This window comes from Frankia sp. CeTa3Moorea (assembly GCF_978021225.1).
In genome coordinates, this window is record NZ_CDXDOR010000001.1 from 1 (window position 1) to 16,833 (window position 16,833).

Annotated in this window: 16 protein-coding genes and 1 pseudogene; 10 read left to right on the plus strand and 7 right to left on the minus strand. The window is 69.9% G+C overall.

What is annotated here, in order from left to right; all coding sequences use genetic code 11:
* Positions 1–7 precede the first annotated feature (7 nt).
* The 7 genes and pseudogenes from AC08OV_RS00005 to AC08OV_RS00035 form a co-directional block, all read left to right on the plus strand.
* Positions 8–733 carry a response regulator transcription factor gene (locus tag AC08OV_RS00005; protein WP_476619125.1) on the plus strand — a complete coding sequence of 242 codons (726 nt, stop codon included), beginning with the start codon at positions 8–10 and terminating at the stop codon, positions 731–733.
* Positions 734–760: 27 nt separating this feature from the next.
* Positions 761–2,194 (plus strand): ATP-binding protein, encoded by a 1,434-nt coding sequence (locus tag AC08OV_RS00010; protein ID WP_476616161.1) that lies wholly within the window; start codon positions 761–763, stop codon positions 2,192–2,194.
* A 275-nt stretch (positions 2,195–2,469) separates the two neighbouring features.
* Positions 2,470–3,057, plus strand: a complete 588-nt coding sequence (locus AC08OV_RS00015) for a hypothetical protein (protein ID WP_476619103.1) — start codon at positions 2,470–2,472, stop codon at positions 3,055–3,057.
* A 117-nt stretch (positions 3,058–3,174) separates the two neighbouring features.
* Positions 3,175–4,110 (plus strand): LmeA family phospholipid-binding protein, encoded by a 936-nt coding sequence (locus AC08OV_RS00020; RefSeq protein ID WP_476619104.1) that lies wholly within the window; start codon positions 3,175–3,177, stop codon positions 4,108–4,110.
* Between the two features lie 93 nt (positions 4,111–4,203).
* Complete coding sequence (locus tag AC08OV_RS00025) at positions 4,204–5,673, plus strand: cytochrome P450 (protein ID WP_476614236.1); 1,470 nt, start codon at positions 4,204–4,206, stop codon at positions 5,671–5,673.
* Between the two features lie 320 nt (positions 5,674–5,993).
* Positions 5,994–6,779, plus strand: a complete 786-nt coding sequence (locus AC08OV_RS00030) for a transposase family protein (protein ID WP_476619105.1) — start codon at positions 5,994–5,996, stop codon at positions 6,777–6,779.
* A gap of 174 nt (positions 6,780–6,953) precedes the next feature.
* Positions 6,954–7,481, plus strand: a pseudogene (locus AC08OV_RS00035) (MMPL family transporter); the annotation flags it as partial.
* 300 nt (positions 7,482–7,781) lie between these two features.
* On the opposite strand, the gene AC08OV_RS00040 reads toward AC08OV_RS00035, so the two are convergent.
* On the minus strand, positions 7,782–8,063 hold the full coding sequence (locus AC08OV_RS00040) for a metal-sensitive transcriptional regulator (protein WP_476619126.1): 282 nt from the start codon (positions 8,061–8,063) through the stop codon (positions 7,782–7,784).
* A gap of 65 nt (positions 8,064–8,128) precedes the next feature.
* A complete protein-coding gene (locus AC08OV_RS00045; RefSeq protein WP_476614235.1) occupies positions 8,129–8,410 on the minus strand; it encodes a DUF6508 domain-containing protein in 282 nt (93 codons plus the stop codon).
* A gap of 530 nt (positions 8,411–8,940) precedes the next feature.
* On the opposite strand from AC08OV_RS00045, the gene AC08OV_RS00050 reads away from it, so the two are divergent.
* Positions 8,941–9,144, plus strand: coding sequence for a cold-shock protein (locus tag AC08OV_RS00050; RefSeq protein WP_011438823.1), 204 nt, complete (start codon positions 8,941–8,943; stop codon positions 9,142–9,144).
* Positions 9,145–9,319: 175 nt separating this feature from the next.
* Here the strand turns inward: AC08OV_RS00050 and AC08OV_RS00055 are convergent, their stop codons facing one another.
* Positions 9,320–9,766: a response regulator gene (locus tag AC08OV_RS00055; protein WP_476614234.1), complete on the minus strand. Its 447-nt coding sequence runs from the start codon at positions 9,764–9,766 to the stop codon at positions 9,320–9,322.
* A gap of 433 nt (positions 9,767–10,199) precedes the next feature.
* Here AC08OV_RS00055 and AC08OV_RS00060 point away from each other — a divergent pair, with 433 nt between their 5' ends.
* Together AC08OV_RS00060 and fdxA are read left to right on the plus strand one after the other, a co-directional pair.
* On the plus strand, positions 10,200–10,649 hold the full coding sequence (locus AC08OV_RS00060) for a carboxymuconolactone decarboxylase family protein (protein WP_476614233.1): 450 nt from the start codon (positions 10,200–10,202) through the stop codon (positions 10,647–10,649).
* A 317-nt stretch (positions 10,650–10,966) separates the two neighbouring features.
* Positions 10,967–11,302 carry a ferredoxin gene (gene fdxA, locus AC08OV_RS00065; RefSeq protein ID WP_476614232.1) on the plus strand — a complete coding sequence of 112 codons (336 nt, stop codon included), beginning with the start codon at positions 10,967–10,969 and terminating at the stop codon, positions 11,300–11,302.
* A gap of 603 nt (positions 11,303–11,905) precedes the next feature.
* Here fdxA and AC08OV_RS00070 read toward each other — a convergent pair.
* From AC08OV_RS00070 to AC08OV_RS00085, 4 genes are all read right to left on the minus strand, one after another.
* Positions 11,906–12,988, minus strand: coding sequence for a 2-oxoacid:ferredoxin oxidoreductase subunit beta (locus AC08OV_RS00070; RefSeq protein ID WP_476614231.1), 1,083 nt, complete (start codon positions 12,986–12,988; stop codon positions 11,906–11,908).
* Positions 12,985–14,988 carry a 2-oxoacid:acceptor oxidoreductase subunit alpha gene (locus AC08OV_RS00075; protein ID WP_476614230.1) on the minus strand — a complete coding sequence of 668 codons (2,004 nt, stop codon included), beginning with the start codon at positions 14,986–14,988 and terminating at the stop codon, positions 12,985–12,987. Before AC08OV_RS00075 ends, AC08OV_RS00070 begins: the two co-directional genes overlap by 4 nt.
* A 112-nt stretch (positions 14,989–15,100) precedes the next feature.
* The gene (locus AC08OV_RS00080; RefSeq protein ID WP_476619106.1) at positions 15,101–16,471 is read right to left on the minus strand and encodes a cysteine desulfurase family protein; all 1,371 of its coding nucleotides are present in this window, start codon (positions 16,469–16,471) and stop codon (positions 15,101–15,103) included.
* On the minus strand, positions 16,468–16,833 hold a 366-nt coding region (locus AC08OV_RS00085), incomplete at its 5' end, for a HesA/MoeB/ThiF family protein (RefSeq protein WP_476619107.1). The genes AC08OV_RS00085 and AC08OV_RS00080, both read right to left, overlap by 4 nt.

The following is a 16,833-nucleotide window of genomic DNA, read 5'->3' on the forward strand; positions in this document are numbered from 1 at the left end:
GGTGGGGATGGGTGAGGGAGACCCGGCCAGGGTGCCGCGGGTGCTGGTTGTCGACGACGAGCCGAACATCGTGGACATGTTGGCAATGGCGCTGCGGTTTCACGGGTTCGAGGTCACCACGGCGAGTAACGCGCGCGAAGCGGTGACCACGGTGGATGCGGATCGTCCGGATCTTCTGGTGCTGGACGTGATGTTGCCGGACGGGGATGGCTTTGAGCTGTGCCGGCGGTGGCGGGAGTGCGGCATGGAGGTGCCGGTGGTGTTCCTGACCGCGCGGGATCATCGTGCGGACAAAGTCGCGGGGCTGACCTATGGCGGTGATGACTACATCACGAAGCCGTTCGCGATCGACGAGCTGGTCGCCCGGGCCCGCGCGGTGCTGCGCCGGACCCGGCGGGAGCCGGCATCCACGCCGGTGCCGCCGGCGCCGGTGCTCGTGTTCGCCGATGTAACCCTGAACGAGGACACCTGCCTGGTGACCAGGGCCGGTTGCCCGCTCGAGCTGTCACCGACCGAGTTCAAGCTGCTGCGGTATCTGCTGGCTAACCCGAACCGGGTGCTGTCCCGGGAGCAGATCCTGGCCGCGGTGTGGGGGCCGGATTTTGTCGGCGGCGCCACAGTGGTCGACCAGTACGTCAGCTACCTGCGGCGCAAATTGGCTCCGCACGGCCCGCCGCTGATCCACACGCGCCGCGGGTTCGGCTACCTGGTGCGCGAATCCACCCCGGTCTGAGGTCACGGTGACGGGAGGAGCGTCGTGATGTTGCGGACCCGGCTGATGCTTGGCCTGCTCGGGCTGATGACGGTAGCGCTGTCTGTCGCCGGAGCGGCGAGCGCGTTCGCGTTGCGGTCCTATCTCGTCGATCAGACCGACAGCCAGTTGCGCGGGGCACAGACGTTGCTCGGCACTCGCGGACTCGCCTTGATCGCCTCGGCGTCGCCGCTGCTCGGCGGGACTGAGTTGCAACGGACGGTGGCTCCGACCGCGTTCGTGGTGGAGTTGCGGCGGCCGAACGGGGCAGTACTGGCCGTCGCCGGTGACGCCGACATCCCGGTACCCAGCGGCGAGCTGCTCGCTCACGTCGACCATCTCGACAGCCGGATCCAGGCGGGCGCGCCGTTTCCGCTGAAGGTAGGAGGTGTCTCCTACCGGGCGGTGGTCGGAACGCTGCCCAGCGGCGTCACCGACCTGATCGCGCTGCCGATGCGACCGGTGGCAAATACCACGACCCGGCTCGTCCTGGTCGAGGCCGCCGCTGGTGCAGCCGTACTCACGTTGACCGGTACGGCGGCTTGGCTGTTGCTCGGCCGGGGGCTACGCCCGCTGCGGGACATCACCCGTACGGCGGCCGCCATCGCCGGCGGCGACCTGGCTCGGCGGGTCCCGCCGGGGCGTCCGCGCACCGAGACCGGTCAGCTCGCGGCGGCGCTCAACACCATGCTCGGCCAGATTCAGGCAGCCTTCGAGGACCGCCGGCGGTCGGCCGACCGGCTGCGACGGTTTGTCGCGGACGCGTCGCACGAGCTCCGCACACCGGTGACCTCGATCAGGGGATACGTCGACCTTCTGCGCCAGGGCATTGTTCCGCCGGCCGGTAGGGACGATGCGCTACGCCGCGTCCAGGACGAGGCCCGGCGCATGGGCACTCTTGTCGACGACATGCTCTACCTGGCCCACCTCGACGAGGCCCGACCCCTGGAGCAGTCCGCCGTCGACCTGGCTTCCCTCGCCCGCGACGCGGTCGCCGACGCCGCCGCGGTCGAACCCGACCGCCCGCTGCGGCTGCGCGCCCCCGACCACTGCCTGGTGGTCGGCGACCCAGACGCACTCCGCCAAGTGATCGGTAACCTGCTGGCCAACGTGCGCGCCCACATCCCACCCGGCACCCTGGCCGAGGTCAGCCTCACCGCCACTGACGGCCAGGTGTGCCTGCAGGTCCGCGACTTCGGACCTGGGATGAGCCCGACCGACGCCGAACGCGCCTTCGACCGCTTCTACCGGGCGGCCGGCAGCCGCGGCGGTGGCCGGACCGGTAGCGGCCTCGGGATGGCGATCGTCGCCGCCATCGCCGCCGCCCACGGCGGCACCGCCACCCTCGACAGCGCCCCCGGTGCTGGCACCACCGTCCGCATCATCCTCCCCGCCCGCGCAGGGGAAGAATTGGCCGCAGGCCGGCCCGTCAACCTCCTCTGACCGGGGCCGTGGAGCGATCCCGTTCCGACCAGTGACGCCGCGTTCACCGCCTCCGCGGGTTGTCCGGTCATAGCAGGAAAACTGCGAACCCGAATGTGTCTCACATCTTGCCGGGAAAGGGTTCTCATTCTGGGCTGATGTTCTTGCCTTGCTGGCAAGGAACGCGGGCACAACCGGTCCGCGGAAACCGTGACACCCAGCCGGCTGGCTCCCACGGTCACCCGTCGGGGCCACCTGACCATCTCCGATGTCCCGAAGGCAGGTGTCCCGTTCCCATGAACCTTCATGCTCCGGTCCGTCGAGGTCTCGCAACGGCTACCGTTGCCGGCGCGGCGCTGCTGACCATCGCGGCCTGCCAGCCCGGCACCCGGGTAGTGACCGCCGCGCCGGCGACGGCGACCGCCGAGCAGGCGACCGTCCAGCCAACCTCAACGACACCGGTGCCGGCGGCGACGTCGGCTGCCGCGACATCCACGGATGCGGTCGGGAAGGGTGCCGGCGGGCCGGGCTCCCTGACCGTGGCCATCACCTCCCCGGTGGCGGTCTCCGGCCACGTCGACACGGTGGTGAGCTGCCAGACCGCGGGCGCCCGCTACGTGGCGTCGGCCAGCGGCTCGGTCCACGGCTACGCCGTCTCGGACGTCGTGCGGGTGGCCGGCTACCACGGGCCAGGGAGCTACCAGGCTTTGGTGACCGTGTCGATGACCGGCCCGGATGCCCACTACGCGGTCACCGCCGTACCGGCCACCGCCGTACCGGCCACCGCGCAGGTCACCGCTACTGGTGGCGACGTCTCCTTCTCGGCGACGACCACCGGCGGCCGAACGCTCGCCGGTTCGATCGGGTGGGCCTGCTCCGCCTAGACGCACATGCGACCAGTAACTTTAGGCGAACATTTGGTAACAAGTCCGCTCGTCGCAGCGGGCGGAGGGCGGCGTGGGCGGCGTGGGCGGCGTGGGCGGCGTGGGCGGTGGTGGCTGGTGGCGCTGCCGCTTGTCGCACTGCTTGTGCTGCTGCTGGCCGACCGGGTGCTGGTCGGCGTCGTCGAGCGCCGCCTGTCCAGTCGGCTGGCCTGCCTCGGGGCGCTGACCGGCGCCCGCGCGGTCCACATACGCGGCTTCCCGTTCCTCACCCAGGTCGCCGACGGCCATTTCCGGACGGTGACGGTGACGGCCATCGCGCCCGCGCTCGCCACCCACGCAGGTGGTTCCCGAATGTCTGAACGACCGTGCCGTGCAGGCGCCCGGAGGCCGGTGAGCGGCAACGAAAAGGAGCACACGATGATTTCCTCCGACCCGTTCGTCACAGCCCGGTCGGGCGACCCTGCCTTGGCGCCCCCCGTGCTGGCCAGCGGGCCTGGTCCGACGACCACGCCGGCGCTCGTCGGCCGCGGGGGCACGCCGGCCCAGAGACGTCTGCGCCGTCTACTCCTGGTGGTTGCGGCCGTGGCGGTCCTGCGCGGTGTGCAAGCCGGCGTCGCTGCGCTCACCGTGCTGACGGCAGCGGCGCTGCGGCTCGAACAGCCGGTGCCGCATCTGCATGTCACCCGCCTGGCCGAGATTGGGCCCGAGCCGCTGACCCCGCTGACCGCTCTGGTCATGGTCGCCGTGTCTGCGGCCGTGTCCGGCCTTCTGCTCCGCGGTCGCCGGACGGTCACGGCCTTCGCGGCTGTCAAGGCGTTCGCCCTTATCGCGGCGTCGACCATCGCCGGCGTCGTCGCTGCCGGCCCGGTGGGCCTTCGACTGGCCGTCGCGGGGTGCGGCGCGGGCCTGGCCGTCCTGCTGTGGCCGGCGGTCCGACGCGCCGCCGTAACCCTGCTGACGGCGGTCGGCCTGCCGCACGCCACCGGCCGAACCGCCGACGTCGCCCTTGCCGTGAAGATCGGCCTTCTCGTCGCGGTGGTGCTCGTCAGCTAATCGGCTATTAGCACCGCGCGCCCTCAGCATGGCACGCCCGCTTCCCCTACGTCTACCCCACTCACTCCCATCTCCGCCCGAAAGGAAGTCGTGATGAGCCGCGCTCCCCACGTCCGCTCCGTCGCCGCGCCACCGTCCACAGTCAAGACATCCGACGTCAAGACATCCGACAAGGTGCCCGGCTCGGGAGAGGGGCCGGTCGATGCGATCCGGCGGCTGCGTGCCGACCCGCTCACCCGGCTCAACGAGCTGGCCCGCGCCCATGGGCCGGTGGTGCGCCTGGCGAGCTGGCCGGTGTCGGCCTTCCTCGTCACCGACCCGGACGCGATCGCTGACGCCCTGGTCAGCGGACACCGGGCCTACGCCAAAGGTGCCGTACGCCGCGGCGCCGGTTCCCGGCGGACGGTGGTGCAGCCGCTGGCGCTGCTGCTGGGCCAGGGCCTGCTGACCAGCGCTGGGGACACCCACCGCCGGCAGCGCCGGCTGCTGCAGCCGTTGTTCCACAAGCAGCGGATCGCCGGCTACGCCGACGCCTTCGCGGCCATCGCGGACAAGACCGCCGACGGCTGGCGGGACGGGCAGCGCCTCGACGTGCACACCGAGATGACCGAGATGACCCTGGCGATCGTCGCCCGGACCCTGTTCGACGTCGACCTGGACAGCCACGTCGTCAACGTCATCCGGGCCGCTCTCGACCAGAACATGCCCGCGGCCCGCCGAGCCCAACTTCCCGGCTTCACTGCCCTCGAACGACTCCCGCTCCCGGCGCCCCGGCGCCGACGAGACGCCCGGGACGCTCTCGACCGCGTCGTCCACGATCTAATCGCCGACCGCCGCGCCACCGGCGCCACCGGTCACGACCTGCTGTCCCTGCTGCTAACTGCCCGCGACGCCGACACCGGCGCGTCGATGGACGACTCCCAGGTCCGTGACGAGGTGCTCACCCTCCTACTCGCCGGCCACGAGACCACCGCTAACGCATTGGCCTGGACGTTCCACCTGCTCGGCCGGGATCCGGAGGTACTGGCGACCCTGCAGGCCGAACTCGACCGGGTGCTCGGCGAGCGGCGGCCGACGATCGACGACCTGCCCCAGTTGCCCTACACCAACGCGGTCATCAGCGAGGCGATGCGGCTGTACCCGCCCGTCTGGGCCATGGGCCGCCACCTCGTCGAAGACCGCGACGTCGCCGGCTACCGCCTGCCCGCCGGCTCCACCCTGGTCTTCAGCCAATGGGTGGTGCACCGCGACGAGCGCTGGTGGCCGCGGCCGGAACTCTTCGACCCAACCCGCTGGACCGGGCCCGACACCGCCGATGAGCCGGCCGGCGCTGGGCCGAAGATGCGGCCTCGCTTCGCCTACTTCCCGTTCGGCGCCGGCCCCCGCCAGTGCATCGGCAACACCTTCGCCATCGCTGAAGGCGTGCTCGCCCTGGCCACTATCGCCCGCCGCTGGTCCTTCACCCCCGTACCCGGCATGCCCGTCACACCGCAACCCCTGGTCACCCTGCGACCGAAGGACGGCCTACCCATGGTCGCCCACGGTAGGTGCCCGAACCGGTAGCAGCCCCCGGCGCGGGACACATCGCCACCCGGACCGGGCAGCGCCGCGCGGTCTGGAGCGATCCCGCTTCCGTTGACAGCGAACTCAAGCTTCCCCGCCCACAGGGAAGAATTGTCATGGGGTCAGCTCGCCGGAAGTTCACTACCGTCTTCTCCTCAGGCGACCTCATGCTCACGCGACCTCATGCTGCCCGAGCCGCCCTGGTCACGGGCCCACCGGATGACCCTGCCGCCCGGGACTGACGGCCCCTGATCGGCGACGCTCACCGCCCTAATACTCCAACCCGACTTTTGTGATCAGTTGCGGCCCGTGGGCTGACGGTGGGCGGCCGACCCAGCTCGCTCCGACGCAGGTCAGGAATCGAAAAGGCGCTCGACGCAGGTGTCCAGACACGCTGGGCCACCGGGGACGAGGTCTATGGGGCGAACCCAGACCTGCGGGCCGCGATCGCCCGGCGCGGGGTCGGCGCCGTCCTCACCGTCGCGAAAAGTGAGATGGTCACTACGAAGACCGGGCCGAAGAAGGCGATCGACATCGCCGTCATCCTGCCCACCAAGGCGTGGAACCGTATTTCCGCAGGTCACGGCTCCAAAGGCGAGCGGCTCTACGACTGGGCGATCATCGAGGTGACCGACGGCGACCTGCCAGGCCACCACTATCTGATGATCCGACGGAGCATCAGTGACGGCGAGTACGCCTTCTACCGCGCCCAGAGCCCGACCCGCATCCCGTTGCGCACTTTTGTCCGGGTAGCTGGTCTTCGCTGGTCGGTCGAAGATGATTTGCAGTCCTGCAAGGAACTCGGCGCGCTCGACGAGCACCAGGTCCGGCGCTGGACCCCGTGGCATCGCTGGACCTTGATCGCCATGCTGACCTACGCGTTCCTCGCCGTGCCGACAGCCCGCGCCCACATGATCGAGCCGGCCGAGGGCCTGATCCCGCTGACCGTCAACGAGGTCCGGCACTTGTTCGTCCAGGTAGCCATGCCACGACCACCCGTGACGATCGCCTTCCTACGGGCCTGGTCCTGGTGGCGGCGCCACCGGCAGTTCCTCGCCAAACACTGCCACTACCGCCGCCAGGCCGTGAAGCTACAACTCAACTGATCACAAAAGTCGGGTTTGAGCACTAATGTCAGGAGTGTGGACCTGATCCCCGGCAAGATCGAGCGGGTGTGCGCCACCGACAACGCGGTGCTGCTGGCGGACGGACGGCGCCTGCCGTATGACTATCTGGTCATCGCCACCGGCACGCATACACGCCCGGACCAGACCCCGGGAATGCTCGGTCCGCAATGGCGCAAGAGCATCCACGACTTCTACAGCTACAGCGGCGCGGCCGCGGAGAACATCGACCTGCACACCCTGCTGTCGGACCGCACCCCGCTGGTGCTAGGGGTGGTGCTGGGGATGGGTTTCCTGCTGCTGCTCGTGGTGCTCGCCGCGCCGCTGGCGGCCGCCCTCGGGGTGGTCACGAACCTGCTCGCGACCGGTGCCGCGTTCGGCGTCGCGAAGCTGGTTTTCGCCGACGGGCACGGCGCGGGCCTGCTGGGTTTCACCTCCCAGGGGTTCCTCGACGCCTGGGTGCCGATCTTCTTCTTGGCAATGATCTTTGCGATCTCTATGGACTACACGGTGTTCCTGCTCGCCTCGGCCAAGGAGCACTGGGAACGCTCCGCCGATCCACGGGAGGCGATGGTCGGCGAGCTCGCCCACTCCGGTCGGGTCATCTTCGCTGCGGCCGCGGTGATGGTTGCGGTGTTCTTCACCTTCGCGCTGTCCGGACCGCTGCCGCCGAAGGAGATGGGCGTCATCCTCGGCATCGCCGTGCTGCTGGACGCGGCCCTCGTCCGCCTCACCTGTTACCCGTCCTGCTCCGGATCATCGGACGGGCCGCCTGGTACAGCCCGATGTGGCTGCGCCGCGTCCTACCCACTGTCACCTTCGCCCACTGACCGAACGCCCACTGACCGAACGCCCACTGACCGAACGCCCACTGACCGAACGCCCACTGACCGAACGCCCACTGACCGAACGCCCACTGACCGAAGCGATCGCGTCCCTGGGCCGGCTACCCGCAGCCGGCCTAGGCACGACATCTGCCGAGGGTCACGCGAGGGACAGGAACAGCTTTTCCAGTTCCGTCTCGGTCATCGGTGCCGCCTCGCCGCTCTCACGCGCGGCCAGGCACTGTTGCATCCCGGACACTATGATCTTAAATCCGGCCCGGTCCAGAGCTCGGGAGACCGCGGCAAGCTGGGTGACGACGTCAGCGCAGTCGCGACCATCCTCGATCATGCCGATTACGCCGCGGAGCTGACCCTCGGCGCGCCGCAGGCGCCGAATCACATCCGCCATCGCCGTCTCGTCGACCTGCATCCCGACCTCCATATCCCGCACCAGGTGACCGCGGGCGCTGCCTCCAAGATACCCTCCCGGGTATACATCGGGTGACCTCACCCGCGATCAGACCTTTCGGGGAGGAGATGCTCGGCGGCCTGACCGACGATGCATGTTTCCACCGCCGCAGCGATGCTCCCATCGACGAAACGTTCGCCCCGCACGATCGCGGTCGCCGCCCGCACCGCATCCGGGCAGCTCAACACCCCCGTTTCGCGATGATTCGGGATCGTCGCCGCTGGTTGTGGCTGGTTGTGGAGGACCTGGCGGGCGAAGGTGAGCTGTACCTGTCCAGCCGGCAGATCGCCGAGGCGCTCAACGCCGAGGGCTGCGCCCACCCAAGCGCACCGACCGCTTCGGCCCCGGCCAGGTCCTCACCCTGACCCGCCGGCTGGGCATCGGGGTCCGCCAGCCTCGCGGCACCCGCACCGCGCTAACCGGCCTGGGACCACACCGGTACTCGGTGACCGAACTCGCCGTAGCCCTCCAGCAGGCCGACCGCTACCCTCTACACCTGGATCTACCGGGGGTGGATCACCGCGCAGCGCCACCCGGATGGCCGGTCCTGGGTCATCATCGCCGACGACGCCGAGATGCAGCGGCTACGCGAGCGCCGGGCCCCGGGCCACTACACCCGCCGGGTACCCCGATAACCGACGTTTCGTCGGCTGCTTCGCATCGAGTCGGACGGGACAAGAGCCAAGCGGGCACACCACGTCGGTAGAGGGGTAGGCTGCAGGTGTTGCTTGTTCTTCCGTGCGTGACCTACGCAGAGAACGGCACGACTGGACCACGGCACCGGCCGGGGTCTGGGGCGAGGCCGGTACGCGAAGGACGCTTACCGGGAGCGCGGCAAGGAGAAATAATCGTGGCGCAGGGTACCGTCAAGTGGTTCAACGCGGAGAAGGGCTTCGGATTCATCTCCGTCGACGGTGGCGGCCCGGACGTGTTCGTCCACTACTCCTCGATCGTGGCGGACGGCTACAAGTCCCTGGATGAGGGCCAGAGCGTCCAGTTCGAGATCGTGCAGGGCCAGAAGGGACCGCAGGCGGACAACGTCCAGCCCGTCTGAGGCCGTACCACCCCCAGCCTTACGCGTCGGCGCGCGGCTCCCGCGGGAGCCGCGCGCCGATGTTGTGTTGGCCGATGTTGTGTTGGCAGGCCGGTAGTCTCACCGCCGTAGTTGACCGACGCCGTCGGCGGGCACCGCGCGATCATGGCTCATGTACACCTGATGAGCGACCAGATCAGCGCCCGGGCAACCGGACCACGGTGATGAAGAAGTCGTCGATGAACCGGACGTCGTCTACGAACCGGTCGAAGTCGACCGCCTTCGTCACGTAGGCGTTGGCGTGCAGGTTGTAGCTGCGCAGGATGTCCTCGGCAGCGTCCGAGGTGGAGAGCACCACGACGGGGATGCGTCGCAGGTCGGCGTCGGCCTTGACCTCGGCCAGGACCTCGATGCCGTTGCGGCGCGGCAGGTTGAGGTCCAGCAGGATCAGGTCGGCCGTAGGGGCCTGTGTGAAGGGCTCCTCCCGGCGGAGGAACGCCATGGCCTGGATACCGTCGTTCACGACATGCAGCCTGCCGTTGATCCGATCATCCGCGAACGCTTCGCGGGTCATGAGGACATCCCCCGGGTCGTCCTCAACCAGCAGTACGTCGAACGGGTCCGTACGGACACTCGCCGTCATCTGGATACCTCGAAGTAGAGGCCGCCATCGCATGGCAGCCGGACGAGAAGCGGGGGTAGGGACGAGAGGCGGAGTAGGGACGAGAAGCGGGGACAGGGCGGACCGGACGATCAGCGCCCACCGCGGGGGACGGCCGCTCCTCGAGAGCGTGAGCGGGGTCGCGAGCAGGCGCGGGCGGGGCCCGTCCGGCCCGGAACGGTAACCGGACATCCCGGAATCGATGCACGGACTTTGGCGATGTCTGACGGTACGCCAACGGAAGTGGTCTGTCGCCCCCCTAACAGGGACAAGTCCAAGGACAAGCCGAGGCTCACCGTTTTCGGCCTCGCCGCGACCGCCCGGGCACCCACGACCGCCCGGGCACGAGGCCGGACTTCGGCCGCCGTTCCCGGCGTGGCGGTTCCCGGTCGCCTCCGGCGGGAAGGCAAGGGCCATGAGCTCCGGCAGCCCGGTCCAGGACGAGATCCGCCCGCATGCCCGCGAACTGCGTCGGCTGATCCCGGACGTGTACCGGGGACTCGGCACCCTGGGCGACGCTGCTCTCCGTGACGGTGCCCTGGACAGCTGCACGAAGGAGCTGATCGCACTGGCGCTCGCCGTGAGCACCCAGTGCGACGGTTGCATCGAGACACATGCCCACGGCGCCGTCCGGCAGGGTGCGACCTGCCAGGAGGCAGCCGAGGCCATCGGGGTGGCACTGCTGATGAACGGCGGGCCGGCGTCGGTCTACGGCCCGCGCGCGTTCGCCGCCTTCAGGCGTTTCCGCGCCGAGCGGCACGAGGCGGGGGACGGTACGGCGCCGCTCGGCCACGTAACCCCGGCCTCGCCGGGACACGCTCCATCAACCGGCCAGGTTCAGCCCCCCGACAACACCGACGTCTGAACCGGCGGCAGAGGACACGCCGCGCCGACCACCTGGCGGACGGTGGTACCCGCAGACCGTCTTCATGACCGGCTGAGGACACGTCGGCGCGGGTGCCGCCGCCATCCGGCAGGCGCCCCGGACGGCCCAGATACAGACAAAGAAAATCTCATGGTTAAAATATCCCTGGAGATTTCCTCGCCCCCGTTTCGGGCCATCGAAATTCGTTGCTCCACGGACGAGTTGTTTACCTGTCCTTTACAGTTCCACCCACCTCGGCCGGCGACATCCTGTTACGATTTCCCCGTGACTGCAGGCGAACGGGGAAGAAGGATCCGATGACGTTTGTCGTCCTGTCACCCTGCATTGATGTCAAGGACACCGCCTGCGTGGAGGAGTGCCCGGTCGACTGCATCTACGAGGGCGGCCGCAAGCTGTACATCAACCCGGATGAGTGCATCGACTGCGGAGCCTGCGAGTCGGCCTGCCCGGTCGACGCGATCAAGAGTACCCGGATCGTGCCGGCGAGCGAGGCCGAGTTCATTGCGGACGAAGCCCGGTTCTTCACCGCCATCCTGTCTGGTCGGGATGCTCCGATCGGTAATCCGGGCGGCGCCGGCAAGATCGGCCCGATCAGGGCGGACACCGCCTTCGTCGCGTCCTACAGACGCTGACGAGACAAGCCGCCGGCGAAGGCTGACGCGGCCACGGCGTCAGCGAGACCGCCGGCCTACGGCCGGTGCCCAGGGCCCATCCCGTCCGGGCACCGGCCCTCTACATTTCGGGGCCGAAGCAGGGGCCGGGGTCGAAGCAGAATTCGGGGCCGGAGTCGGGGCCGGAGTCGGCTGGAGACGTTCCCGGCGTTCCCCGTACCGCGCCTGAATCGACGTGTCTCGATGTGTCTCGACGGGTTTCCCGACGGGTGATGCCGACCGGTCGTGCCGTTGACCAGATGACCCGCCGCGGAATGCCGATTGACGAGAAAGTGGCGTGACAAAAATCCCGGAAAACGGCGTGCAGGCGTCATCACCAGGCGGCCATCATCACCAGGCGGCCGGAGACCATGACGGAAACCACCTGGGGCCGGAACCGGGATCACTCCGGGCCGAGGCCGAGCCGGGCAGAGTAACGCGGAATCCCCTGAGGGGATCAGGCCAGCCCTGACAGGCCTGATCCCCTCACCCCCTCGCCCCCGAGCGACCGCCCGGCGACCGCCCATCGGTCCGGTTCGCCTCAGCCGTAGGTCTCATCCCAGCCGTAGGTCACCCGGCGGCGACCTACCCGGCCACCGTCCAGGAGTCGGCACCTTGGAGCAACGTCCGCAGGTCGCCTAGGCCGCCGGGCCGGGCGGTCGCCAGCCTCTCCTGGAACAGCTGGTCGAACACGGGATGCGAGACCGACCGGTAGACGCCGATCGGCGGCTCCGGAAACTCCGCCTGCGCCAGCTGGGCTAGGGCGTAGGCGTAGGTCGAGTTCTCCACCGTCGGATCGTGCACCACGACGCGGGAGTCACCGCTGTGCCCGACGGCCAGCTCCCCGGTGGCCGGGTCGCGGATCACGGCGTACTGCTCGTCCACTCCGAAGACCACCGGCATACCGGGCGAGAGCCGGATCGGCCCCTGCTCGCCCTTCGCCCCGGCGACCCCGGCGGCGCCGGCATCGGCATCGGACCGCTTCGGCTGACGGGGAATCGCGTTGAACGTGGGGCAGCCTTGCCGGATCTCCACCAGCGCCGCTCCCTGGTGCGCCGCGGCGGCGGTGAGGGTGGCGGTGAGGTGGCGACGGTCCGAGTCGATCGTGCGGGCGACGAACGTCGCGCCGGCGCCGAGCGCGAGCGCAACCGGGTCGAACGGGTTGTCGAGCGACCCGTGGGGGCTCGACGGGCTGATCGTGCCGATCCTGGAGGTCGGCGAGTGCTGACCTTTCGTCAAACCGTAGATCTGGTTGTTGAACAACATGATCTTGAGGTTCACGTTGCGACGCAGCGCGTGGATAAGGTGGTTACCGCCGATCGACAGCGCGTCGCCATCACCGGTTACGACCCACACCGCCAGGTCCGGCCGGTTGATCGAGACTCCGGTCGCAAAGGACGGCGCCCGGCCGTGGATCGAGTGGATGCCGTAGGTGTCGAGGTAGTAGGGGAACCGCGAGGAGCACCCGATGCCGGACACGATCACGATGTTCTCGGGCGGGACGCCGAGGGCCGGCAGCAGACCCCGCATCGTCGAGAGGATGGCGTGGTCCCCGCAGCCGGGGCACCAGCGGACCTCGTTGCCGGTCATGTAGTCCTGCACGGTCAGCACCGGCCGTCCCGCCGAGTCACCCGACGGTTCTCCGGATCCATCATTCAGCGAGATCATCGTCCTGCCTCCCCGGCCGTGCCGAGCTTCGAACCAAGGTGTGCGTTCAACCGGGCGCTCACGTCCCCGACCGGCTTCGAGGCTGCCTCCGCCGACGGCTCCTCGTCGATGCCCTGGATGATCCGGCTGATGACGGAGGTGAGCTCGGCCACCCGGAACGGCATGCCGCGGGTCTGGTTGTAGCCGACGGTATCGATCAGGCATTCCCGGCGCAGGAGTCCGGCGAGCTGCCCGAGGTTCATCTCGGGGACGAGCACGGTGTGGTACTCCGACAGCACCGAGGCCAGGTTCGCCGGCAGCGGGGCGAGATGGCGCAGGTGCGCCTGGGCGACCTTCATACCGTCGCGCCGCACCTGGCGGCAGGCTTCACCGATCGGCCCCCACGTCGAGCCCCATCCGATCACCAGCACATCGGCGCCGGATCCGGGCGGCCCACTGGGATCATCGACTTCCAGGAGCGGCACGTCGATGTTATCGATCTTGGACTGTCGGGTGCGGACCAGCAGGTCGTGGTTGTCGGGGTCGTAGGAGACCGCGCCGGTCAGCTCGGCCTTCTCCAGACCACCGATGCGGTGTGTGAGCCCCGGGGTACCCGGGATCGCCAGCGGGCGGGCCAGCGTGATCGGGTCCCGCGCGTACGGCAGGAAGATCGGGTTACCGGCCTCGTCCACCCCGTTCGGGCCGGTGGCGAGATCGATCCCGATGCTGGGCAGCTCCGCCGTCTCGGGCACCCGCCACGGCTCGCTGCCGTTGGCGACGTAGGCGTCGGACAGCAGGATGACCGGGGTGCGGTAGACCAGCGCGATCCGGGCCGCCTCCAGCGCGGCGTCGAAGCCGTCCGCGGGCGAACGCGCCGCGATCACCGGCAGCGGCGCCTCGCCGTGCCGGCCGTACAGGGCCTGGAGCAGGTCGGACTGCTCGGTCTTGGTCGGCAGACCAGTCGACGGCCCGCCGCGCTGCACGTTGACGACGACGAGCGGCAACTCCATGATCACCGCAAGACCGAGGGCCTCGGTCTTCAGGGCCATCCCGGGACCGGAGGTCACGGTCACGCCGAGCATCCCGGCGAAGGCCGCGCCGATCGCGGAGCCGATGGCGGCGATCTCGTCCTCGGCCTGGAAGGAGCGCACGTCGAAGGATGCGAGCGCGCTCAGTTCGTGCAGGATGTCGGAGGCGGGAGTGATCGGGTAGGCGCCGAGGAACAGCGGCATCCCGGCCTGCTGCGCGGCGGCGACCAGGCCGTAGGCGATCGCCTTGTTGCCCTTCATGTGCCGGTAGGTGCCGGCGGGCAGCTTGGCCGGCTTCACCTCGTAGGCGAGCGCGAAGGCCTCGGTGGTGTCGCCGTAGATCCACCCGGCCCGCAGCGCGGCGATGTTCGCGGCCTGCACGTCCGGCTTCGCGGCGAACCGCTTCTGCAGGTAGGCGATCGTGTCCTCGATGGGCTGGCTGAACATCCAGGACACCAGGCCGAGCGCGAACATGTTCTTCGTCCGGGCAGCGTCCTTGCGCTTCAGGTTGAACTCAGCGACGGCCGTGGCGGCGAGACCGGTGAGGTTGATCGCGTGCACGTGGTAGGCGTCCAGCGACCCGTTGGTCAGGGGATCGGCCTCGTAACCGGCCTTTTCCAGACCCATCACCGTGAACGCGTCGGTGTCCACGATCAGGACCCCGCCGGGACGCAGCTCGGCGATGTTCGCCTTGAGCGCCGCGGGGTTCATGGCGACCAGAACGTCGGGCCGGTCGCCCGGGGTCCTGATGTCGTGGTCGGCGATGTGGAGCTGGTAGCTCGACACCCCGGCCACGGTTCCGGCTGGCGCCCGGATCTCCGCCGGGTAGTTCGGCAGCGTCGCCACGTCGTTGCCGCCCGCGGCGGCCTGGGCGCCGAACCGGTCACCGGTGAGCTGCATCCCGTCGCCGGAGTCACCGGCAAAACGGATCACCACGTGTTCCAGTTGCGTGACCCCCGGGTCGGGTCGTTCGGACAACTGTTCGGTTGGCATGGCGAAACCTCATCTCAACTTCTCGGCTACGCACGCCCGCGCCGGGCGAGCGGGACCGCGCGTGGCAACGCTGACAGCGCGGAAGCGGGGTCAGGGAAGCGCGGGGAACGGGTCAGGGATAGGCGGATCGGGGGGCGGGCACCTCGGGCATGCGCAGGGCCCGCGAGAACACCCGGTCGGTGGGGATCTCCTGCACCCGGAACTCGGTGGTGGGGCCGTCGAAGAGATCGTTCGATCGGTTCTGCTCCAGGGCACGCACGCGCAGCACCGCGCGAGCCACCGCGGCGGCGGCGGCGTGGATCTGGTCGACGGTGGTGAACCGGCCCACGCTGAACCGCAGGCTCTCCATGGCCGCCGTGGTCGACCGGCCCATCGCGGTGAGCACATGGGACGGCTCGGCGCCGCCACCGTGACAGGCGGAGCCCGCGGACACCGCCACGTCCGGCAGACAGGCCTGGACGGCGTCGGCGTCGGCACCGACGAACCGCAGGTTGGTGGTGTTCGGCAGCCGGCATTCGCGGCCCCCGCCGCGCTCACTCGGCCCGTTGAGCTCGACGGCATCGACGCCGAGCCACTCGACGAGCAGATCGTGCAGCAGCTCGGTCTGGGCCCGCTGCCGCGGGGCCTCGTCCTCCATCACCGCGGCGGCAATCCGCGCCGCGGCGCCGAAGCCGACCACCCCGGCGGTGTTGACCGTGCCGGCGCGCAGGCCCCGTTCCTGCCCGCCGCCGTGGATCAGCGGTGCCAGCTGCGACCGGGCGTGCCGGCCGGCGATCAGCGCGCCGGTGCCCTTGGGCCCGTAGAGCTTGTGCGCGGACGCGACGGCGAGGTCGATGCCGGCGTCCGCGACCGAAACCGGCATCCGGCCCAGCGTCTGGGTGATGTCGGCGAGGTAGAACGCCCCCGCCCCGTGGGCGAGCTCGGCGATGGGCCGCGGGTCGTTCAGCGTCCCGGTCTCGTTGTTCGCCGTCATCACCGCCACCAGGGCGACCTTCGAGACGGAGGCCCCGAGGACCCCCCCGTTCCCCGCGATCGCGGAGCCCCCCGCGACGGCGGAACCGTCCCATACCGGTTGCAGCAGCGCGCGCAGGTGGTTGAGGTCGATCGTGCCGTCGGGATGAACCCGGATGGTCTGCACGATCGCCCCGTGCACCCGCGCCGCGGCCTCCGCCGCGGCGAGGACCGCCCGATGCTCGGTCGCTCCGACGAGCACGCGGCGGCAGGACGGCGGGGCGGTGGCCAGGACCCCGGCGATCGCCAGGTTGGCCGCCTCGGTCGCCCCGCTGGTGAAGATGACGTCACGCGGCTGGGCGCCGGCGAGGTTCGCCACGTCCCGCCGGGCTCCTTCGACGAGCCGGGCGACGGCCTGCCCGGCCGGGTGCGAGCTGGCCGGATTCGCGAAGTGGTCCCGCAGCAGCGGCAGCATCGCCCGGACGACCTCCGGGTCGACCGGGGTCGTCGCGTTGTAGTCAAGATAGATCACGGTGCGCCTCCAGCGCCGCAGTCCACGCAGGCGGGATCGCGCCGCGTCCGCGGCGTCCGCAGGTCCGTGTCCCACAGATCGAGGTGGATCAGCCGGCCGACCGCCGGCTCGGCGAATCCACCGGCGATCTTCAATGCCTCGGTCGCCGCCAGGCAGCCCACCGTTCCGGCAACCGCGCCGAGCACCGGGAAACCGAGGGGCTCCCAGGACGGGTCCCCCTCCGGGAACACACACCGCAGGCAGGGCGAACCCGGCCGGACCACCAGCAGATACGCCTCGGTGGCGTTCATCGCGGCGACGACCAGGGGGACCTGCGTCGCCAGGCACAGCCGGTTGAGCAGATACCGCTCGGGGAAGTTGTG